12 protein-coding genes, 1 tRNA gene and 1 pseudogene are annotated in these 19,649 nt (G+C 36.0%); 8 read left to right on the top strand and 6 right to left on the bottom strand.

Annotation, left to right across the window (positions count from 1 at the left end; all coding sequences use genetic code 11):
• Genes DK207_RS14315 through DK207_RS14300 form a run of 4 tightly spaced genes read left to right on the top strand, consistent with a single transcriptional unit; the run spans window position 1 to window position 9,134 of the window.
• Entirely contained in the window at window positions 1–1,317 is a 1,317-nt protein-coding gene (locus DK207_RS14315) for an ATP-binding protein (RefSeq protein ID WP_109441762.1), read from the top strand.
• Entirely contained in the window at window positions 1,314–3,521 is a 2,208-nt protein-coding gene (locus DK207_RS14310; RefSeq protein ID WP_109441761.1) for a DEAD/DEAH box helicase, read from the top strand. Before DK207_RS14315 ends, DK207_RS14310 begins: the two co-directional genes overlap by 4 nt.
• Window positions 3,522–3,560: 39 nt before the next feature.
• Window positions 3,561–7,172, top strand: coding sequence for a hypothetical protein (locus tag DK207_RS14305; protein ID WP_109441760.1), 3,612 nt, complete (start codon window positions 3,561–3,563; stop codon window positions 7,170–7,172).
• 12 nt (window positions 7,173–7,184) lie between these two features.
• The gene (locus DK207_RS14300; RefSeq protein ID WP_228247951.1) at window positions 7,185–9,134 is read left to right on the top strand and encodes a hypothetical protein; all 1,950 of its coding nucleotides are present in this window, start codon (window positions 7,185–7,187) and stop codon (window positions 9,132–9,134) included.
• A 164-nt stretch (window positions 9,135–9,298) separates the two neighbouring features.
• Here DK207_RS14300 and DK207_RS14295 read toward each other — a convergent pair whose 3' ends face one another.
• Together DK207_RS14295 and DK207_RS14290 are read right to left on the bottom strand one after the other, a co-directional pair.
• Complete coding sequence (locus tag DK207_RS14295) at window positions 9,299–10,195, bottom strand: hypothetical protein (RefSeq protein ID WP_109441759.1); 897 nt, start codon at window positions 10,193–10,195, stop codon at window positions 9,299–9,301.
• Window positions 10,195–11,910 (bottom strand): helix-hairpin-helix domain-containing protein, encoded by a 1,716-nt coding sequence (locus tag DK207_RS14290; RefSeq protein WP_162540242.1) that lies wholly within the window; start codon window positions 11,908–11,910, stop codon window positions 10,195–10,197. The genes DK207_RS14295 and DK207_RS14290 overlap by 1 nt, the downstream gene beginning before the upstream one ends.
• 85 nt (window positions 11,911–11,995) lie before the next feature.
• Between DK207_RS14290 and DK207_RS14285 the strand changes: the two genes are divergently transcribed.
• Complete coding sequence (locus DK207_RS14285; protein WP_109441757.1) at window positions 11,996–13,126, top strand: N-6 DNA methylase; 1,131 nt, start codon at window positions 11,996–11,998, stop codon at window positions 13,124–13,126.
• A 67-nt stretch (window positions 13,127–13,193) separates the two neighbouring features.
• On the opposite strand, the gene DK207_RS14280 is transcribed toward DK207_RS14285, so the two are convergent.
• Both DK207_RS14280 and DK207_RS14275 read right to left on the bottom strand, forming a co-directional pair.
• Entirely contained in the window at window positions 13,194–14,378 is a 1,185-nt protein-coding gene (locus DK207_RS14280) for a tyrosine-type recombinase/integrase (protein ID WP_109441756.1), read from the bottom strand.
• A 183-nt stretch (window positions 14,379–14,561) separates the two neighbouring features.
• Window positions 14,562–14,652 (bottom strand) — tRNA-Ser (locus DK207_RS14275).
• 121 nt (window positions 14,653–14,773) lie between these two features.
• On the opposite strand from DK207_RS14275, the gene DK207_RS14270 reads away from it, so the two are divergent.
• From DK207_RS14270 to DK207_RS14260, 3 genes are all read left to right on the top strand, one after another.
• On the top strand, window positions 14,774–16,654 hold the full coding sequence (locus DK207_RS14270) for a potassium transporter Kup (protein ID WP_109441755.1): 1,881 nt from the start codon (window positions 14,774–14,776) through the stop codon (window positions 16,652–16,654).
• Between the two features lie 159 nt (window positions 16,655–16,813).
• Window positions 16,814–17,890 (top strand): DNA/RNA non-specific endonuclease, encoded by a 1,077-nt coding sequence (locus DK207_RS14265; RefSeq protein ID WP_075314481.1) that lies wholly within the window; start codon window positions 16,814–16,816, stop codon window positions 17,888–17,890.
• A gap of 71 nt (window positions 17,891–17,961) precedes the next feature.
• Window positions 17,962–18,204, top strand: a complete 243-nt coding sequence (locus DK207_RS14260; RefSeq protein WP_075314483.1) for a hypothetical protein — start codon at window positions 17,962–17,964, stop codon at window positions 18,202–18,204.
• 69 nt (window positions 18,205–18,273) lie between these two features.
• Here the strand turns inward: DK207_RS14260 and DK207_RS14255 are convergent.
• Together DK207_RS14255 and DK207_RS14250 are read right to left on the bottom strand one after the other, a co-directional pair.
• Window positions 18,274–18,399: pseudogene (locus DK207_RS14255) on the bottom strand (aquaporin); the annotation flags it as partial.
• 169 nt (window positions 18,400–18,568) lie between these two features.
• Window positions 18,569–19,576, bottom strand: a complete 1,008-nt coding sequence (locus DK207_RS14250) for an AraC family transcriptional regulator (RefSeq protein WP_109441754.1) — start codon at window positions 19,574–19,576, stop codon at window positions 18,569–18,571.
• Window positions 19,577–19,649: the final 73 nt, after the last annotated feature.

Raw genomic sequence — 19,649 nt, 5'->3', positions numbered from 1 at the left:
GTGTTAGTTAAACCTATAAGATTAAAAGAGAAAGAAGCAATCATCCAGTCTCTCAAATCAGGTGTTACACCTAAAATTGGATTGCAGCATATCCAAGTGGGACGTTCAAACGAAGTTACAGCTTTAAATAAAGATATTGACCGAATTATTGAGGGTGGGTCAGCATTTAGATTAATTATTGGTGAATATGGATCAGGTAAAACCTTTTTTCTTAGTGTTATCCGTTCAATTGCATTAGAAAAAAAACTAGTCACTGTACATGCAGACCTTTCACCAGACCGTAGAATACATGCTTCAGCAGGGCAGGCTCGAAATTTATATTCTGAATTAATACGTAATATGGCTACACGAAATAAGCCAGATGGGAATGCTTTAACAAGTGTAGTTGAGCGTTTTATTACTGAAGCAAGGAAAGAAGCCGATTTTAAGCAAGTAACGGTATCAAAAGTGATTCAAGAAAAATTAACTTCACTGTCAGAATTAGTTGGGGGATATGATTTTGCAAAGGTGATAGAAACTTATTGGATTGCACATGAACAGGATAATGAACTATTGAAATCCAATGTTCTCAGATGGTTAAGGGCTGAATATACAACCAAAACTGAGGCTAAGAAAGATCTAAAGGTAAGTACAATTATTTCAGACAGTTCATTCTATGATTCTTTAAAATTACTCAGTCTTTTTATACGTCAAGCGGGTTATGCAGGCTTATTGGTAAATTTAGATGAGATGGTTAACTTATATAAATTACATAGTACACAAGCAAGGATGTCTAATTACGAGCAAATTTTAAGGGTTCTAAATGATTGTCTTCAAGGCACTACTGAATATTTGGGATTTCTATTAGGGGGAACTCCTGAATTTTTATTAGATCCTCGCAAAGGGCTATATAGTTACGAAGCACTACAGTCTCGATTAGCAGCAAATGGTTTTGCACAAAGAGCGGGAGTCGTTGATTATTCTTCAACAGCTTTGCACCTTGCTAATTTAACACCAGAAGAATTTTTTATTCTTCTCAAAAACTTAAGAAATGTTGTAGCGTGTGGGGAATTTGAAAAATATCTTATTCCAGATGAAGCACTTTATGCATTTCTGAAACACTGTAATGAAACTATAGGGGATGCTTATTTTAGAACTCCGCGTAATACAATTAAAGCATTTCTAGACTTGCTAGCAGTGATAGAACAAAATCCAAATATTAAATGGAATGATCTTATTAATGAGCTTTCTATTGAAGAAGATCGTATCACAGATATGGATGAAATATATGATGATGAAACGTCTGAAAACCAAGAATTAACTGAATTTAGAATATGAAAGATGAGTTCCAGACACTACATCCTTCAGTACAAAGATGGGTGTATAAACAGGGATGGCCAGATCTAAGAGAAATTCAGAAAAAGGCCCTTAATCCTATTTTATCTGGGGACCGAGATGTCTTAATCAGTGCCTCGACAGCAGCAGGTAAGACAGAAGCTTTTTTTTTACCTGCCTGTAGTAAAATAGCAAATTTAGAAGCTGGTTTTGGAATACTTTACATCAGTCCCTTAAAAGCATTAATTAATGATCAATTTCGTCGGCTGGAAAGTTTGGGAGAAGAACTTAAAATACCTATAACGCCGTGGCATGGCGATAGTTTACAAAGTAGAAAAAACAATGCTAAAAAGAATCCTTTAGGTATTTTATTAATAACTCCTGAATCACTCGAGTCATTACTGATTAGGGAAAGTGGATGGCTAAAAACTGCTTTTTCTAATATTAAGTATATTGCTATTGATGAATTTCATGCATTTATTGGTACAGATCGCGGTCAGCATCTCTTATCTTTACTAAATCGTATTGATCATTTATTAGGTCAGTATGCCCCCCCCATACCTAGGATTGCTTTAAGTGCTACGCTAGGTGAATTAGAAACTGTACCTTTGGCATTGAGACCTAACCAAAAATTACCATGCGAAATAATTACGACAACCAAAAACTCTGCGACTATGCAGGTACAAGTAAAGGGTTATATTAATCCGTTTCAGAATAAATCCGATCACTTAAATAATGCAGAAGCTCAAATTTTTCAGGATATTTATAAATTTTGCCGCGGTGGATCGCATCTAGTATTTGCAAATAGTCGTCAAAGAACTGAAAGTATAGCTAACGCACTAGGTGAATTATGCCGTCAAAACAGAGTTCCGAATGAGTTTTTCCCTCATCATGGCTCTCTTGCTAAAGAATTGCGTGAAGAATTAGAACATAGATTACAGAAAAAGAGCCTACCTACAACAGCGGTTTGTACAATGACACTTGAATTGGGGATTGATATAGGCAAAGTTAACTCTGTAATTCAAGTTACTTCACCACATTCAGTAGCAAGTCTGCGACAACGAATGGGGCGATCAGGACGTAGAAGTGAACCGGCTATTCTTAGAATGCTTATAAAAGAAGAGGAGCTAACAAAAAATAGCCATATTGTTGACATGTTACGTCTAGAGTTAATTCAATCTCTTGCAATGATACGATTATTAATTGCTAGTAAATGGTTTGAGCCAGCAGATACATCACAATTTCACTTTTCAACCTTACTTCACCAAATATTAGCAATTATTGCTCAATGGGGTGGGGTTAGACCTGATCAGATATATACTTTACTCTGTAAAACGGGCCCGTTTAATAAAGTATCCATTATACAATTCAAAATATTACTAACCTGTATGGGGGAAAATGATCTTATAGTGCAGCTGAAGAGTGGTGAACTTACTTTAGGCTTACGTGGAGAACAAATTGTTAACCATTATAGTTTTTATGCCGTTTTTAAAACACCAGAAGAGTACAGGATTATTTCTGGATCAAAAACACTTGGTACACTACCCATTACAACTGTTGTTTTAAAAGACCAACATATTATATTTGCTGGTAAACGTTGGAAAATATTAGATGTAGAGTCCGATAAAAAAGTAATCCGAGTTATCGCTGCTAAAGGCGGACTTCCTCCCTCTTTTGGTGGAGAGGGTTTATCAGTACATAGTATTGTCAGGCAAGAAATGTTTGAAATTCTAAAAAATAATGATTATAGGATAACAGTAGGTGCACATAAAGTTGACTTTATTGATCGTACAGCAAAGCTTTTGTTTGATGAAAGTATTGCAGCTTTTAATGGGTCTAATTTAGCAAATCAGTCAATTATTGAAGTTGGGCAGAAAGTTTATATTTTTACTTGGCTTGGTGACAAAATTACAGATACCCTAAAAGTCATATTTGTAATGAATAACTTTTTAGTTACTGCGATCTCCGGAGTTATTGAAATAGAGCAAACAACGAAAAAAGCTGTGATTGAATATCTTAAAGCAGTTCTCACACGTGGAATACCTACAGAGCAAGAACTTGCTGTATATATTCAAGATAAAGTTATTGAGAAGTTTGACGAATATCTAAATGAAGAATTGCTCAATCAAGGGTATGGTATAAGGATGTTTGATTCAAAAAATACTTTTTCTTATATACATAAACTTCTAGCAGCAGAGAAAATATAAATAGATTAATCTAAGTGAATGTAATTTGGGAAGAGGATAATGCACAATATTAACATAGCCCGTCATAAAAAAGTTTGTCAAGCATTCGCAGATTTTCAGCCTATAGAAATTAACAAGTCAAATCCTATTTTTGATTTATTGAATAAAGCTTTCTACCAAGAAAACGTTCTTGAGGGAAAAACTGGATGTTTTATGCCAATCGCTTTTCCAACGGGCGTAGGGAAAACATACAACACATTGTCGCTTATTCTGAAAGTATTACTAGATGATATTAGGAATGAAGTAGTGCTCGGGGAAAACTATAAGCCTCGATATTGCTACTACATTACGAATGCGGTTGATAATGTCTTTGATGCTTTTAATAGCTTAATGAAAAGTATTGATGAGACTGATTATCTCAGCCAGACCCAAAAAGATATTGTTAAGGAAAGGGTGCTGTATGCTCCTGCAAACTCAAGATCATTGCTGGATATGCTCAATAATAATGAAAGAGCTTTAGATCAGTTATTGGATCTATTTTCTATAACAAAAAATACATCTCTACTTAATGAAATCAAGAATCTAAAATCTGAACAAACTATTTTAAGTACATTAAAAGAACTTCCTTTTAAGAAAGTTCTATCAGAACGTTTGATAGAGTCGGCTCAGAAATGTTATTCCTCCATAATACGACACATTCAGAACGTTCAAACAGGTGATAAGCCAATTCAGTTAAATGAAAAAAATACAAACCTTCTTAAGTTGCTTATACCCGGTGTGACTTTAGAAGTTGGTATAACTCGTATTGTCTTTATGACGACTAAAAAGTTTTTGTATGGTTTACAGCAATCAATAGGGAAATTTCATCCTACACGTGACCTGTCAGAAAATATACTCATCATTGATGAGGTGGATAGGCAACACCATGAAATTCTGACACATCTTGTAGCTGCTAATGAAATTGATTTACTTGCAACGATACGTACAGTTCATTCAAATATGAAAGAACATCAGCTTTGCTCAAAGCTTCAATATGATGGAATAGCCCAACTTTTTGAACCATATTTAAAAAAAGTTCAGGATTTTTTTGAAACATATCAGCTTCGTCATAGTTTTGATATTCATCAAAGTTTAACGAAAGAAAAAAAACAGGTACTTTTATTTAGTGATAAATTAACAACACATAACACAAACGTAAATGGACTTTTGAAATTCAGCTTGAATCAGAAGCATCTACAGCATGAAATTGCGCTAAAGCATCATTTTGAAGAAGAAAGAGAGGAGTCGGATTTCCCAAAATTCGTGGGAAAGTTAGAAAGGCTTGTTAATCGAGAGTTTCAGTATCTTGTTCGTGAAGCTGAAGAACTCTATCGGAAGAATTTATCAAGACTCCCATCCGAGCAAGTATCTCGGAATTTAACTTCTACTCAGGTGATTTCAAGTATTCTGGATCAGTTAAATTTACATGCATTACAGGGACAACTGAATCAGCATTTGAATTATCTTGTTGGCCATCAGCGTAGTGATCGGAAAAGTGCAGCAAATTTCCATACTCGGGGTATTAAAATGACGGAAATTGATCGTCTACCCGAGTCACAGGATTCAGTGATGTTCAAACATCATGGCTTCAATGTTACACCTACAGGTATGTTGGCATCATGGGTGGAGTCAGGCTGCCATATTTTAGGAGTTAGTGCTACAGCCGAATGTGGAAGTGTTGTACATAATTTTGATATTCGTTATTTAAAAGAAAGTCTAGGCACACAATATGTTGATTTAACTCAGTTTCAAAGAGATGTGATCCATGATTATTATCAGCGTGAAAGAAATTATACTCAGGCTGCGGTTGATATCTCAATAATACAAATCACTAATGATCGAGCCTATATTAAGACTTTAATCCATCAATGGAATCCCCAGGCACGTATTGAAAATGTACTCTATAAGCAGCTTTTTGGGGAGGATTACTCTGATTATGATTTCCCTCTTAGATGGCTAAGCAAGTTATGCCAAGCGATATCAGCATTTATAAATACAAAGAATAATCGTTATATGGTTGGGATGCTTAATCGTAGTATTAAGGTATCTCTCACACCTTTTCTACACTGGTATGTCAAAAACTTGGAGCAAATGACAGGCATTGTGACCAAGTTAGTTTCTGGTGTTGATGCAAACTATTTGAAGCAAGGTAAGTTTGATGAGGAAGTGATTAAACATTTAGAAACCCGACCGGGTAAAGTTATTGTATTAACTACCTACCAAACGATGTCTTCAGGTAAGAATCCAGATTATCAATTTGATTCTAAACTAGAAAATAATACATTAAGGCATGTAGGGATACGTGAAGCTAATCGTACAGATATTGACTATATGTATTTGGAGGAACCTACGAATTTAATATCCGTAAATGGTTCTCAGGAAAGTAAAACTAGTGATAGATTGCTGCTATTAAGTAATGCAATGGGGTTGCAGGAGGTGGGGGCTATATCACCTCATCAAGCCCACATTTGGGTCAATGAAGTAATAGGTAATAGTGATTTATATAATGCTTGCCAAGCTATAAAAAAAAATCATTACCATAAATCTGATGATTACTTGCATGCTACTTACCGCATGATAGAGCAAACTGTTGGCCGAACAGCACGTACTGCAATTAAAAGGGAAACTATTTATATTGCAGTAGATTGTGAGTTAGTCACTTTATTGGCAAATGATACTCGGTCAAGTGTATTGTTTTCACATGAATATAAAGCATTAGTTGAGTATGCACGTACTATGGTGCCCCCAATTAGTACAACAATCAGTCGTCAGCTTCGTAGACAGAAAAATCTAGCAATATTGCACTCGGGTAGATCATATAGCAAAATTCAAAGTCTACTTGAGCGTATAAATCATAAGTTAGATAATGAATATGAGCAGGACTGGAAAACATTAAGACAATTCGTACTCAAGAATCCAACCTTTATCACAGCACCGATAAAGAATCGTGAGTATTACATAGATTCTCCAACTCTTGATGAATATGAGTATTTTGCACCGAAAGAAGAATTTAAAACCAATAGCTATGTGTTCTTTGAAAATCTAGAATCTCCTATTAGGCTGATCAGTGAGTCAAATTCACGCTTACCAGTTTTAATGAAGAATAAAGATATTCGTGAGTATTTTGAGAGTGTCGAAAATGAATTTTGCACGGAGTGGCTTAAAGGAGCGAGGTACATTCTGACACCTCAAATGTACACAAATATCTATCTTGGTGCTCTAGGTGAAGAAGCAGGTAAGGCTGTACTTGTCAAACACGGTTTCCAATTAGAGGATATCAAAGGTGACCAGTTTGAGAAATTTGATTCTATTCTAACATTTCGGGACAAGAAAATATTTATTGATTTTAAATACTGGGATTTGTCAGCAAGGCGAGCCATCTCACAAGAAGAACAAAAGGTGGATATGCTCAAAACAATTTATAAATTGCGTGAATTGCATATTGATAGACTCGTCATTTGTAATATTTTTAGAAGTAATGAAGAGCCAATATTATTCTTTGATGAAAATTTTAAATATATTGAAGATAGAACTCAGGCATCAATTATGACTATCCCTAATTTACTCGATGAATTGAGTGGACAGGTCAATATAAATGCAATCACTGAACTTGCTCGTTGGATGTTGAATTAAGGGAGATGAAAGTTGAATGATGGAATTCTTGTAAATCGTATTGATCTCAAATTGGATCAGGTCATGATGTCAAAAGACTTTACAGTCTTAAAAATTACGAGTGATTTGGGTGGAAAACAGCATTATGGACAAGTGATTAACACGATTTATAAAGAAATCACGCCATTGTCATTGTGTAATGCTGGTAAGGGAGCTTACTATGCTTTAGTTCATAAAGAACATCGATATAAGCTAGACAATCCTCATTTTGCAGTAGCGCCAGTTATCCCAATTGATTTAAATTCGTACCATTGTGCAAAACTCCTTATTGGTGCCTTGCCTTATCTATCAGGGAACACGCAATCTTGTGAAGGAGTTGGGCTCTATTACTTATCAGATATTGAGAATATTCGTGGCACTGAGGTTATTAGAACCTTTGAGATAAAAATAGAGCAGGAACAAGGGCATTTAGTTTTGAAAATTGATGGAGCTACTTTCACTCCTATCACTTATCATACGAATGCTCAAGGTGAGCTATATGGAGATTGTACACATTTACCTCGATTTAAGTTTGATAGATGGTCGCAATCGATGAATCGATCCAAACATGGCGAGTTTATAAAAAAGGCCCATCGCAGCAAAAGAATGAGAAGTGATGTAGTTTCTTTGGATACAAAGAATCCATCTAAGTTTTGGAATACGAAAGCGGGTATTCTTGCGCTCTTTATGAGTGATGTAGAAAAGTATTTAGAAAAATATCTCTCAATACAATTTGATCAATTAAGTTCAGAGTATCGTGTTCGATTTAAAGATACGAATGTAAAGGAAACTTATCAGGCTATTGATGAGCTGCTTAAGCAAAAAAGAATGAATCTGATTAATTTGACAGAAATTGATATAGCACCTTTACAAGCAGCATTTATTGCAGATGGTATCACTGTACACCTATCAAATGAAGTGGATGATGAGGCATTCAATTTGGCAGTTCATCATTCTAAAGAGTTTTATGAAGATTCTGGGCAGATAGATCCTTATCAGCAATTAAGAGCAAGCGATACTATTATTATTCAATCTGCTTATCCCGATACTTTATTAAAGAATGGTGAGTTAGTTAAAACAACTTATGAGGCCTGTAAGAAAGAACTGCTTGTTAAGTGGGAAGTAGTATCACGTAGATTGAAATTACTTACACCAGTTGGCAACTGGTTATTCATTGTTTGTAAAAGACCTAAAGATATTGAAGAGTCTTATTTTACAGTCAGCAGTCATCAAGGCGAGTTGACCTTTGCTAAACTTAACTCAATGGATGTACAAGAATACTTGTTAAATTTACCAAAGTTAATGACTGATAAAGAGCTCTTGATTGTAGATCTTGACAATCAAGAGACTTATCTCATAGAGGAAACCAAGTATATTGCGCTACCAAATTTTGCTGAATTAGCCCAGATTATGAAGGAACTTGATGCTGGCTATGATAAGGGGATTCAACGGGAGTGGGTGACTGAGTTCTTAAATTTATTAGAGTATGACTTAATTGATTTAACGAATAAAGAATTGGTAGTGTCGAAGTTAGGTGATTTATTAAAACAAAATCCATTATTAGAGGTTTTTGGTAAGAAAGAAATTTTTGGTAACCCAACCAATAAAATTGCTTATAAAGGCAGTATGCAATCTTTTTTTGATTGGGTTGCCTTAGAAAAAGGATTGAGACTAGGTGCTTCTCTTAAAGCCCAAGATAGTGGTTATATCGAGGCATCATTAGGTTTGTTTTATAGTGAAGAAGAAAAACTATACTTTGTCGGTGATAAAGATAACGTTAAATCAGTTCCAAAATTTTGTCGTATACGACGTATTGTCACTGATGCAGATGAGGTACCAAACGAGTTGTTGAGGATGATGGAGGCTTTCCATATTCGACATAAACAGCCAACTGTTTATCCTTTTTTATTTAAACATTTAAGAGAGTTTTTTAAGATTGATTAATTAATCAATCAATCATGCAATGATTATATAATTGGTTGAAATATTATAAAATAAAATCCCTAAAAATTAATTAACAGTTAAGAAATTCTGTTATATTTTGAGCTAATATAAGATATCATTTTTATTAAAATGATATCTTATAGGTTGTATGCTTTAAATTAAATCTATGTATAGTAAACTCTTAATGAGTCATAGATTTCTTTTGCATTATATATCTTTTCACCTTGCTGAAATAAATCACTATTAATTTCTTCAGAAGAAAGTAATTTGTAGTATTTACTAAACCATTTTCTATCTGTTGTATAGTTCCAAGTTATATTGCCTTTATTGTTTTTAATGTATCTATTAATCAATGTGTTAAATGCAAATGTATTAAAGCTTTTTACGCAATTGAGGCATATAGTGCTAGCTTCTTGTAAGAAGTTTAAATCTAAGCATATAGGCTTTTCAAAAAAAGCTTTGTGAGTATTTAAACCTAATTTAATAGCATTTTTAGAACCTAAAAGACCTGCTCTGTGAACAATACAATGTCTTAATTGGCATAATTGCTCAAAAAGAAAAATACTCTCTCTAACTTCAGTTTCTTCGATAGATTGCCCACCAAAGGACAGTCCTGTAAAAGTGTTTATTGTAGATTTAATATTTTCAAATGAAATGAAGCTGCAATGTTCCAATAATGCTTCAGGCAATAGCTCATTAGTATGATGAATGGCAGCTGCATATGTTAAGGACTGTTCTAAACATTTATCATATGAAGTTTGATCGGCTAATATAATTTCACGTATTACTCTTCTAAAGTAAGATTCAACATTAGATACTAATCCTAATAAGAATAAATTATATATATCAATATCATTTGAATCATGATTTGTAATAATGCCACTTCTTTCTATAAGCCCTAATTTCATTAAGAAATACTTATTCCTATTAATATAAATGTCAATAGGAGATGCTGTAAGCTCCTGAGAGTTATTAAAAAGAGTTGAAGTATCTAACTGAACTGATATTGTATTTCCATTGACTTTAAAGTAGGGCAATGTTTTCTTTGACTTGCTAGCCATTAGTATAAAAATTCCTCAATATCCTTAGTCGCTTCTTCGATAATTTTTAATGCTCTTTTTTCTCCCACACCTTTAGCTTTACGTAACTCCTGAGTGGGATTGGTTTCAAAAATAATATCTGCAACTGTTTCAATTCCAGTTTCTTGGATAATTTTACTTTTCAACCATGCAGACAAAGGAAGATCCTCTATTTTTCTTGAAACTAGCTCCTCAAAGGTAGATTTGTTAACTAACTCACTTCCACAGTACATACAAAATCGTTGAGCAATATCACTTCGTGGATTCCCGCATTTTCCACATGGAGGAAGATCAAGTGATAGCTTTTCTAATTCTGTTGCATCTAGAAATTCAGCAAATGAATTTTTTCTACACGGGTGTTTTTCTTTTGGATAGCTTACATATTCAGCAAAATTACTACTTAGAGATGCTCGCCCTAGTTGATAACCACCCTCTTTAATAAGTAAAGTAAAATGAGGTATGAAACGTTCATAAACTCTAGGTTTACCAGTTGAACTATTTCCATGCTTAACTTCACCAGCTCTAGCTAATAATCCAGTTTCTTCTAATAGTCGAGTGATAATTTTTAAATCTTTAGTTAGCTTCTTACCATCATCATGATCTTTAAGTATTCCCAAAAAAAATTGTTGCTCTTTTTTGACTAAGGCTTCTTTGTTTTCCTTTACCATCGTCGCTATAACTTTATTGAAAAGATCATAACCAGCTTGTACATAAAATTTATATTGAGGTTGTTTAGTTGCTAATGATAAAAATTCTTCTAATATCACTTCAGACTGCTTAATCAAAACAGTATTTACTTGGTTTTGTTGTCCTTTACTATTATTAAGATTGTATTGATTTATCAAGTTTATGAATGCTCTTGGTATACCAAAGGCTGTATACATAAAACACTTTTTTATATCTTCCTTTAATTTAGTACTGTATCTTTTTTGATAAATATCTTCAAATAGTTTTTCATATTCATTATCAGTTATAGAAGGCCAACAAGAAATACTTTCTGCATCTTGCCCAATGTGAAATCTTGGACCAAATTCAGTGTTTGGATAGACAGAGGCTTTAGGAGAAATTTTTGAAGATTTTAAAGATCTAAAAATATCAAAAAATTCGAACATGTAATCTTTAGTTAATACTAATGCCGCATCATCACATAAAAGAATCGCATGCTTTCTGTTAGTAATAAAAAGTGCTTTTTCGATAAAATTAGAAACTTTGTCAACAGATATACTATCTAATAAAGTATTTTGCCAATCACGAGTTTGTTGTTTTTCAATTTGTTCACAAAATAACTGTAGCTTTTCCCAATCAATTTCAATTAATAATTCATTGACAGAAGAACTATCAAAGTTACCAATTGTTAAAGTATCTTTAACTCCTAATAATATTTTGGATAACACCCAACAATGAAAATATTGGATCGCTATAGAGGTCTTATTTTTTAAAGGTTCTAATCTTAAATATTTTGAAAAACTAATATAGATAGGCAATGGTCCTGTCTTATGATTAATCGATTGCTTGAACGCAATTCTCATATGGTGTGTTTTGCCTACGCCACGAGGCCCAACAATTAATTTAGAGCCACGCGCTAACAATTTGTTTACCACATTTCCATAAAATTTTGTTTCAGCTGTAATGCGTTCCAGCTCATCCAGAGTCATATGGTCAGCTCTATACTCCAATTCTTCAGCTTCGTTTATCACAACATATTTATCCTTTAAAAAAACTGGTACCGATAGATTTCTTTAGCTATTATTCTATACTAGATGTATTGGCTAATATTACGAAATGAACAAAAAAATTGCCCTAGGACAGTTTTACACTCCCAGTCTGATCTCTTCGGCTATGGTTGCTATGGCCTTAAATTTATTAAGATTACCACCTCGTAATGCTATTGAATTAGCTGCGGGCAATGGTGATTTAATTAAACCGCTTAAAAGAGTAGTTCCAGATTGCAACATTACAGCCTTGGATATAGATAGCGAAAATGCTTGTATTTTAAATGAGAGTATGGATTTCAATGTCTATAATAGAAACTCAATGGAATCACTTGATTTTTTAGGCGGTATTAAATTTGACTTAGCTTTGGGTAACCCTCCATTTTTATCAAAAATTAATGTTGATGATTTTATAAAGAGGATGGTCAAAGAAAATCTGAATTTAGACTATGAATTACATGTCAATATTAGAGCAGAGTTGATTTTTGTTTCTCAATATATTTCTGTTTTAGAAAAGGATGGAATTTTAGGAATAATTTTACCTGATTCGCTTTTGTGTGGAAAGAGTTTTAGACCGTTTAGAAAATCATTAATGGATATGTGGGAAATTGAAAAAATTGTGGAAATTCAAGGGTCTCCTTTTGCTTTCACAGAAGCTAAAACGCATATTATTTACATTAGAAAATGTAAACCAAAGCTAGATTGGGTGGAAATATTGTGTATAGACCAAAATGGTAAAGGTTGTAAGAGTATTAAGATATCAAAAAAATTGCTAATTGATAGAATGGATTACTCTTTTTTTAAAAACAACTGTAAAAAAACAAAATATGTAAGAAAATTAGGTGATTATGCGATTATTTCTAGAGGGAAAAAGACTCATAAAGAATTGTTAAATAGTGGCGTCAGCTATCTACATTCTACTCATGTAAGTAGATATAAAATCAATAATCAAAATAATAATAGTGAGCTGTATATATGTAGAGTAGGGGCTAGAGTTGTTGGAAAATCCTTTTTGTATTCTGGAGAATCATTAGAGTTCTCAGATTGTTTATATCACCTAAAATTTAAAGATCCGAAGATTAAGCAAGATTTCTATAAACATATTAATTCAGAAGAAGGTCTTAATCAACTGAGATGTATGGCTAGAGGAGTTTGTTCCAAATATTTAATAATTGACGATTTGAAGAGTTTTACCTTCTAACTTAACCTTAGTCGTAATAGGACGGACATGATGTAGTGGAATATTTAGGACTTGTAGTCGAGCTTTTTTATGCCAAAGAAGACATGCTCCTCCCCCTCAAATCATCAATAAAATCAGACCACTCCTGCATCATTTTAACCCGATAGCCCAAATGTTGGGCGTGATTATAAGCTTGAGAAACTGTATTACCAACTCGATGAGCCAATTGAATTTCAATGGCATCGTGCATATAGCCTTGCTCATGTAAGGTCGTAGATGCAAGTCCACGGAAGCCATGTCCAGTCATTTTACCGTTATAACCCATCGTACGAATTGCGCATAAAAGGGCATTACTGCTGATTGGCTTGGCTGTGCTGTAGTTATAGAAAACGTACGGTTTAATGCCCGTAATTGGTTGAATTTTTTCTAATATCTCTACAGCCTGTTTTGATAAGGGCACAATATGAGGCATAGCCATTTTCATTTTGTGCGCAGGGATGCGCCATAAATGGTTCTCATAATCAATCTCATTCCACTCCATCATTCGCAGCTCTGCTGTTCTAACAAAAGTCAGAGTCATGAGCTGTAAGGCGGATCGAATGATAAGGTTGCCATGGTAGCGATCCATACGCTCAAGAAAGGCAGGAAATTCAGAAATATCCAAACGTGCCATATTCTTGACTTTGCGTGGTTTAAGAGCTTCGCCTAAGTGTGGAGTAGGGTCATTTTCAATAATACCTTTACGAATCGCGAATCTGAAAATACGACCAGTTAAAGGTATTGAACGTTTCGCCATTTCCAGCGCACCACGCTCTTCAATTTTTTTGGCACAAGCAAGAACATCTTTACCCTTAATTTGGTCAATAGGCATATTGCCTAGAGCTGGAAATAGGTCTTTTTCAAATACGGATAAATCACGTAAGTAAGTTGCTTCTTTAATAACTGCTTTACGGTCTTGCATCCATTCCATTGCAAGTGCTCTGAAAAGAGTACTCTCATCGACCAGCAATCTTTTTTGTTTCTTCGCTTCGTTGGGATTAATTCCATCTTTTAACTTTAAGCGAGCTTCATCGCGGATTCTTCTTGCTTGAGCAAGTGTGGTGTCTGGATATGTACCAATACTAAAAATATTTTCTTTGCTCTGAAAGCGAAATTTCATACGCCAATGCATACCACCTGACGGTGTGACTTCCAGATACATGCCTTTTTCGTCAGAATATTTGGTTTTCTTTTCAGCAGGTTTGATCTTTCTGACCTGAGCATCTGTAAGCATTGCAACGCTTCCCGTAGAAATTTGGGGGTATAAAAATAGGGGTAATTTATTATACCCCCATTTATACCCCCAACTATCTCAGGATTCAATAGGGTTAATTGGAAAACATAAGGCAATAAAAAAAGCCTAAACCCTTTAGATTTAAGCTTTTAGGACTCTATGAGATACCATATAAAGTAAACTTGGCGGTGAGAGAGGGATTCGAACCCTCGAAACGCTATAAACGTTTACACACTTTCCAGGCGTGCTCCTTCAGCCACTCGGACACCTCACCAAGGTGTGCGATAGTAACCAAAAAAAAGCCAGCTGCCAAGTTATCACCAAACAGATTTGCAGAAAAAGTTTTGAGCTAGTGGTAATATGGCACGATCTCAAAGTTGTTTTGATTAAAATATATGCAAAGTTCTGCAAAAAAAGCCGCATTGCCAGTGATGACATTGGCAGCCTTAGGGGTGGTGTTTGGAGACATTGGAACAAGTCCGCTATATGCCATACGAGAGTGTTTTAACACCGGTCACATGGCAATCAGTGAAGCATCGGTGCTTGGGATTTTATCGATAATTTTTTGGTGCATGAACCTAACCATTAGTTTTAAATATGTTTCCGTGATCATGCGGGCAGACAACAATGGTGAAGGTGGAATCATATCTTTACTGGCATTAAACCTTCGCTCTAAAATTTTTTCAGATAAGCATAAACTATATCTCATCGCACTCGGTTTTATTGGTGCGTCTTTGTTTTTTGGTGATGGCATTATTACGCCTGCGATCTCAGTACTGTCTGCGATTGAAGGTCTGAGTATTGTTACGCCTGCTTTTAATCAATGGTTGGTGCCGATTGCGTTAGGAATCTTAACAGGACTATTTTTGGTACAACGGCATGGGACTGCCACGATGGGAAAACTTTTTGGACCTGTTACCCTGTTATGGTTTATCTCAATCGGTTTGGTGGGGTTGTGGAGTATTATTCAGACCCCTTATGTCTTGATGATGATCAATCCTTACTGGGCATTTAACTTTGTTTATGAGCAGCCGACCATTGCATTTATCACCATGGGAGCAGTGATCTTGACCATGACAGGTGGTGAAGCACTATATGCGGACATGGGACACTTTGGTCGTATGCCGATCAAATTAGCGTGGTTCTGTATCGTACTGCCATGTTTGCTATTCAACTATGCTGGTCAAGGCGCATTACTATTGCGTAATCCAGCAGCAATTGAAAATCCATTCTACCTTTTGGTTCCAGATTGGGCGCTATTCCCGATGATTGGACTGGCAACGGCTGCCGCGGTTATTGCATCTCAAGCGGTGATCACGGGTGTATTCTCAGTTGCCAATCAGGCGATGCAACTCCGTTATTTACCGAGATTAACTGTGCATCACACTTCTGATGTGGAGCAAGGTCAGATTTATTTGCCATTTATCAACTGGGTGTTGTTTATTTCGGTCTTCATTTTGATTTTACTTTTTGAAAGTAGTACCGAATTAGCCAGTGCTTATGGTGTCGCGGTGACCATGACCATGTTGTGTGGCACCATTCTGATCTCGACTTTGGCATATGGTGTTTGGCGTTGGTCATGGTGGAAAGTGGCATTGCTGGCCATCCCATTTTTACTATTGGACTTAGTTTTTGTTGCATCAACTTCATTAAAAATCTTGGCAGGAGGTTGGGTGCCAATTTTAATTGGTGCGGTGGTCTATACCATCTTGATGACATGGAAGCGTGGTCGTGAGATTGTTTTCAAGCGCATGGAGACAAATGCTTTATCGATTGAATTGTTCATCAAAAGTATTGGAATGAGCAAGGAAACACAATTTGTTCCGGGTGAAGCGATCTTTTTGACAGGAACGCCAAATATTGTGCCTCATGCGATGTTGCATAATATCAAGCACAATAAAGTACTGCATGAACGCAATGTAATCGTTACGGTATATACCCAAGATATTCCATATGTGGCACGAGAAGATCGAATCAAAGTCGAAAAACTCGATGATCATTTCTATCGTATCTACATGTATTATGGTTTTAAAGATCAACCGAATATCCCAAATGCGTTGGAACAAGCATATCAAGAGCTTGGTTTTGAGTTTGATATGATGCAAATGAGTTTCTTTATTTCACGAGATCGTATTGTACATACGGTGGGTGACGGAATGTCTCCTTGGCGCGAAAAGCTGTTTATTTCGATGCAACGTAATACCAGTCCAGTCAGCGACTTTTATCAGATTCCAACCAACCGTGTGGTTGAGTTAGGAAGTCAGATCGAAATCTAAACTTGGATCGATAAAAATGGCACCATCGGGTGCCATTTTTTATGTTTGATGATTGAGTGTTCAGATTTACGACATAAAGTGTCGTTCTAAGCCGCTGTTCAATGTACAGCAAGGGTTTGACTTGATAAGCTGCGCGTTCATGTTGATTTTGATATGGTTATGGCAAGAAGAACGAGCAGGAAGAGTAAAGCGAAATTCGCTTTTTTGAGCCAAAATTTTGGAAAGATCGTATTAGCGCTGCTTGCAACAAGTAGTTTTGCAATAGCTTTTGGCAATGAAAAAATTGCCAAATTTATTCCCTTGCAAAGCAGTAGTAATCCCACTTGTTTAAAGCAGTTTTATCGTGATGTTCCGCCCTTACTCAGCAAAGCCAGTTTGCAAAAAGACAGTTATGCACTGTGCTTTAATGATTTTAATGTGATGTATTCAGGGGTGTCCAAAACACCACTTTGGTCAGCAGCCTATCTGACTCCACAACGTTTGAGTATCAAGATCAAGCGTGAAGACAATTTCCATGAAGAAACACGTGTAGCGGAACGTCATCGTGCTTTGTTATCGGACTATCGTGGTTCAGGTTATGATCGTGGACATATGGCGCCAAACGGTGATATGAATAACAAAGCCGCACAATACGATAGTTTTTCCTTGGCAAATATGGTGCCGCAAGCGCCTAAAAATAATCAGGAAGTCTGGCGTAAAGTTGAGGAAGCGGTACGTGCAGTGGTGAGTAAGCAGCATAAAGATGCTTATGTGATTACAGGGCCTGTGTTTGAAGGGCAAAGACTAAAAACCATTGGTAATGGTGTCATTGTTCCAACCGCAGTTTATAAAGCGGTGTATTTGCCGAAGCAGGGGATTATTGGGGCGTATTATGCTCCGAATAATAATTCGCTGCAGGTAAAAGTAGTCAGTGTGTGTTATTTGGAAGAGAAATTAGGCATTAATTTATTTCCCCAATTAACAGAACAACAGAAGCGTAATGTCTATCAATTACCCACCTCAGCACAGCAGGTCAAAGCACAGAGCGAGTTGAGGTATTTGCATTGGGATGGTCAAAGCCAATGCGCAGAAGATGCCAGCGCAGACAGTATTCAGGCACAACAACGTCAGTTTAGGAATAACTCAACGCTAACGGCTGAACGCCCAGTGTCGTCAATAGATGAGGAAGCAAAGCAAGAAGTTATTCGACAGTTGGTGGATATGCTGGTGCAGTATTTTTTACAAGTGTTGAGATAATGTAGGATCACTTGCAAAGCAAGAATGCACAGCGCAGGCTATCTCAAATAAAATAACAATGTGAGGCTGAAATGTTTAAACCGTTTGAAAATGGCAATGAATCTTCGGCGATTGATGATCTGACTTTGGAAAATCAGGTGGATTGCGTCAGTTTGTATGGGAATTTGCAGATCACCAAAGATCAGGTGGGATTGCAAACAGCAAAAGCACTACAGCAGTTCATCAATGATGTGGTCATCGCATTAGAGAAAGACGACTTACCCGCAAAGATTGAGCGTTTGCCTGAAAAGGAAATAGATAATCCATTTTTATAAGCACAATAAAAATGCCTCCTTTTAAAGGGGGCATTTTTTAATCATAAATCGTTGGAACTTCATCATGATTTAGTTGTTTTCACGTCCAACCAATTTATAGATCACTGCACCAATCACAGCACCGATAATTGGGGCAACCCAGAATAACCAAAGTTGACCTAACGCCGCTGTTTCGGCAAAGAAAGCCACCCCTGTTATCACCAAACCATGTATAAAAAATAAAAAAACATCCAAAAAAATTTATTATGGATTTTCTGATGACCTGTGAAAAAATGTGAATTAATTCACACAGGTTCTACGCTCTTGTATAAATGCTGTAAAAACAATGAACAGTTGTGAAACCGTAAGTTTGAATTGAGTTTTATTACGAATTGTAAATTGTGTTATTGTTCCGCCACTGTTGCGGTGTTTTCCCTGTCCAAAGCTTAAAAGCACGTTGAAAAGCACTTTGTTCCGAATAACACAGTAACAAGGCGATTTCTTGCAGACTAAGGTGGGGGTCTTTTAAATATTCTGCTGCCAACATAAAGCGAACTTGCTGAACACGGGCCTGAAATGTAGTGTCTTGCTGTTGCAAGTGTCGTTGTAGCTGTCGAACTGAAAGCCCAAGCTTTTCGGCAATAAAATCAATTTGATATTGGTTCTTTTGTAGGCCTGTCAGAATTGCATGCTGTAAACGCTGATCAAGTTGTGTGGAATTCGGAAGTTTTTCCAATAAGGCTTGGGCTTGCTGCAATAACAATTGTTGTAGTGTGTGATCGCCCGTTTTTAGCGGTTTAAATGCTTCGGTCGCAGGTAATAGAAGTTGTGTTTTAGGTTGTTCAAAGCGAACTTTACAACGGAAATATTGCTCGTAAATATGTATGTGCTTGGGTGCAATATTGACGAAATGAACTTCGTGTAAATGAATTGTTTCGCCAGACATAAATAATTTGAGAAATTGCACCATTAAGGCAATCGCAATTTCATCTGTAAGTTGGGTGGGGTGAGGCTCTGGTGCTTCCCAACGAATCGATGCATAAGGATGATCAAACTCTACAATCAAGGGACTACCATCATAAATAAGACGATGAAAATCATGATAACGAGCCAACGCTTCGCCTAGGTTTTCACATGACAGTGCCAGATAAGCAATGATGCCTAAATGTTTGGGCTGAACATATTCAGCGATTTCCAGCCCTAAGGCGGTGGTGGGATGTATGCGATTGAGGTCTTCCAGCAAATCTCGCCAAATGACATAATCGAAGCGTTCTTGATTTTGAACACGCTGTAATTGTTCTGGAATAGCGATATGTTTCGCTTCACAGTAGGCTTTTAATAAATGCCCCAAACCACCAAAAACAGAGCCAGTATAGTTCTTGAGTTGAGACATCCTGTCTACTCCTTATCTTGTCGTGTTTTGTCAATATTAATATATCGTATCGTCAATACTTCGCCTATAAAAA

This window comes from Acinetobacter haemolyticus (assembly GCF_900406815.1).
Taxonomy (GTDB): Bacteria; Pseudomonadota; Gammaproteobacteria; order Pseudomonadales; family Moraxellaceae; genus Acinetobacter; species Acinetobacter haemolyticus_A.
The sequence above is the reverse complement of the archived record's forward strand: the minus strand, read 5'-3'. Positions and strand labels throughout refer to the sequence as shown.